Below are 2,378 nucleotides of genomic sequence, written 5' to 3' on the forward strand. Positions count from 1 at the left end.
GGTCCGACGCCCGTACTCCAGCGCCCCGGCGAGGTCGAGGCCGTCGGAACAGATGCGGGCGACCTCCTCGCCGGTCACCGCGTCGTACAGCGGGCGGCCCTCGCCGCTCCCGGTCTGCCAGGTACCGGAGAGGTGGCTGCGGAGCAGGGTCATCGGCGAGCCTCCGTCGCGCTTCGACATCGAAGATATGGACCGACCGTTCGTTCGGGCGAACCTAGCACCGGGACTCGGCGCCGCACCAGGGTCGGCTCGGACGGGAGACCGATCGTTCGGTCGGCCGCTAGGGTGGCCGGATGACCACCTCCCCCGTCAGCGCCGACCCCGCCGTGCTGGTCACCCGCGACGAGACCGACCCGGCCGTCGCCGTGGTCACCCTGAACCGGCCCGCCCGGTACAACGCGCTCACCGTCGAGCTCAAGGAGGCTCTGCTCCCGGCCGTGGCCGGGGTGGCGGGCGACGACTCCGTGCGCGCGGTCGTGCTGACCGGCGCGGGCAAGGCGTTCTGCGTCGGGCAGGACCTCACCGAGCACGCCGAGGCCCTCGACGCGGACCCGGCCGGGGCGCTCGGCACCGTGCGCCGCCACTACAACCCCCTCGTGCGCGCGATCAGCGAGACGCCGAAGCCGGTGGTCGCCGCGATCAACGGGCCCTGCGTGGGCGCCGGGCTCGGCATCGCGCTGGCCGCCGACCTGCGGATCGCCGCGGAGGGACTGAAGTTCGCGACCGCCTTCACCGGCATCGGGCTGTCCACCGACAGCGGGCTCGCCGCCTCCCTCGCGCACGCCGTCGGCGTCTCGCGGGCGACCGAGCTGGTACTGCTGAACGAGCAGTTCACCGCCGAGGACGCGCGCAACTGGGGCCTGGTGCGCGACGTCGTGCCGGCCGGGTCGGTCCTCGACGCCGCCCTGGAGCTCGCGCGGCGCCTCGCGACCGGCCCGACCCGGGCCTACGCCGAGGTCAAGGGCGCCATCCGCTACGGCGCGGTGCACGAGCTGCCCGACGTGCTGGAGTACGAGGCCGACGCGCAGGTCCGGCTGTCGACCACCCGGGACCACCAGCAGGCCGTCGCCGACTTCCTCGCCAAGAAGAAGCCCACCTTCGAGGGGCGATGAGCTCGCCGGTGAAGCGCGCCCGGCGCCCCAGCGGGGGCCGCGACGCACTGCTGGAGACCGCGGTGGGCGAGTTCATCTCCCGCGGCTACGACGCGACGTCCATGGAGGACCTCTCGCGGGCGGCCGGGATCACGAAGTCGTCGTTCTACCACCACTTCGCCGGCAAGGAGGCGCTGCTGCGGGCCGCGCTGGAACGCGCCGTGCACGGACTGTTCGGCGTCCTCGACCTGCCCGAGGCGCGCACCGGCGGCCCCGCCGACCGGCTGCGGGTCATCCTCGCCGAGCAGGTGCGGGTGCTGATGACCGAGCTGCCGTACGTGACGCTGCTGCTGCGGGTGCGGGGCAACACCGAGACCGAGCGCTGGGCGCTGGAACGGCGGCGCGCGTTCGACGCCGCCGTCCGTGCGCTGGTCAGCGAGGCCGTCGTCGCCGGCGAGGTCCGCTCCGACGTCGACCCCGCGCTGGCCGCGCGGCTGCTGTCGGGCACGGTCAACTCGATCGTCGAGTGGTACCGGCCCGGCCGCCCGGGCACCGCGACGCTGCCCGAGGACGTCGTGCGGGCCGCCTTCAGCGGGATCGTCCCCGCGCCGTGACCCCCGCCGTGGTCCGGGTCCGCCCCGGGGTCGACGACGTCGCGCTGTCCGCACTGCACGCGACGGCCTTCGGCGAGACCCCCCGGCTGCGCCCGTGGTCGGCGCAGCTCGCCGCACACAGCCTCACCTGGCTCGACGCCCGCGACGGCGACGCGCTCGCCGGGTTCGTCAACGTCGCCTGGGACGGCGACCGGCACGCGTTCCTGCTCGACCTCGTCGTCGACCCGGTACGGCGGGGCCGGGGCATCGGGCGCGCGCTCGTCGCCGGGGCGGTGGAGCAGGCCACCGCGGCCGGCTGCACCTGGCTGCACGCCGACTTCGCCCCGGACCTGGCCCCCTTCCACCGCGCCTGCGGGCTCCCGCCCACCGACGCCGGGCTGCTGCGCCTGCACCGCTGAGCTTCATCGATCAGCACGTTCCGGCCCCGCCGAGGGCGGGTACGTGCTGATCGATCATCCGGTCGACGCCGGACCAGGGTCTCCATCGGCGACTCCGCCCGCGGATCGGCGAGGGCGGTCCAGCACGTTCCGGCCGCACCGGGCCCGAACGTGCTGATCGGTGCCGGGGTTGCGGGACCCACCGCCCATCAGCCACACTCACAGCCGAATGAACGTTCGGTACGGAGGTGTCCAGTGACGAGCACCGCGCCATCCCCCGCGGACCTGGAGGAGCG

3 protein-coding genes are annotated in these 2,378 nt (G+C 74.7%); all 3 read left to right on the top strand.

Translation table 11 applies throughout. From position 1 onward, the window contains the following. Positions 1-293 precede the first annotated feature (293 nt). The 3 genes from WJX68_RS25160 to WJX68_RS25170 are packed head-to-tail and all read left to right on the top strand — an operon-like array spanning position 294 to position 2,103. Positions 294-1,112, top strand: a complete 819-nt coding sequence (locus WJX68_RS25160) for an enoyl-CoA hydratase/isomerase family protein (protein ID WP_340295473.1) — start codon at positions 294-296, stop codon at positions 1,110-1,112. After that, a complete protein-coding gene (locus WJX68_RS25165) occupies positions 1,109-1,705 on the top strand; it encodes a TetR/AcrR family transcriptional regulator (protein WP_340295475.1) in 597 nt (198 codons plus the stop codon). Before WJX68_RS25160 ends, WJX68_RS25165 begins: the two co-directional genes overlap by 4 nt. Beyond that, entirely contained in the window at positions 1,702-2,103 is a 402-nt protein-coding gene (locus WJX68_RS25170) for a GNAT family N-acetyltransferase (RefSeq protein WP_340295477.1), read from the top strand. The genes WJX68_RS25165 and WJX68_RS25170 overlap by 4 nt, the downstream gene beginning before the upstream one ends. Positions 2,104-2,378 lie beyond the last annotated feature (275 nt).

It is taken from the genome of Pseudonocardia spirodelae (genome assembly GCF_037727765.1).
Classification (GTDB): Bacteria; Actinomycetota; Actinomycetes; order Mycobacteriales; family Pseudonocardiaceae; genus Pseudonocardia; species Pseudonocardia spirodelae.

What these genes read in the sequence shown, in the direction of transcription:
- WJX68_RS25160 (WP_340295473.1), top strand. Translation starts at nt 294, where the DNA reads ATGACCACCTCCCCCGTCAGCGCCGACCCCGCCGTGCTGGTCACCCGC.
- WJX68_RS25165 (WP_340295475.1), top strand. Translation starts at nt 1,109, where the DNA reads ATGAGCTCGCCGGTGAAGCGCGCCCGGCGCCCCAGCGGGGGCCGCGAC.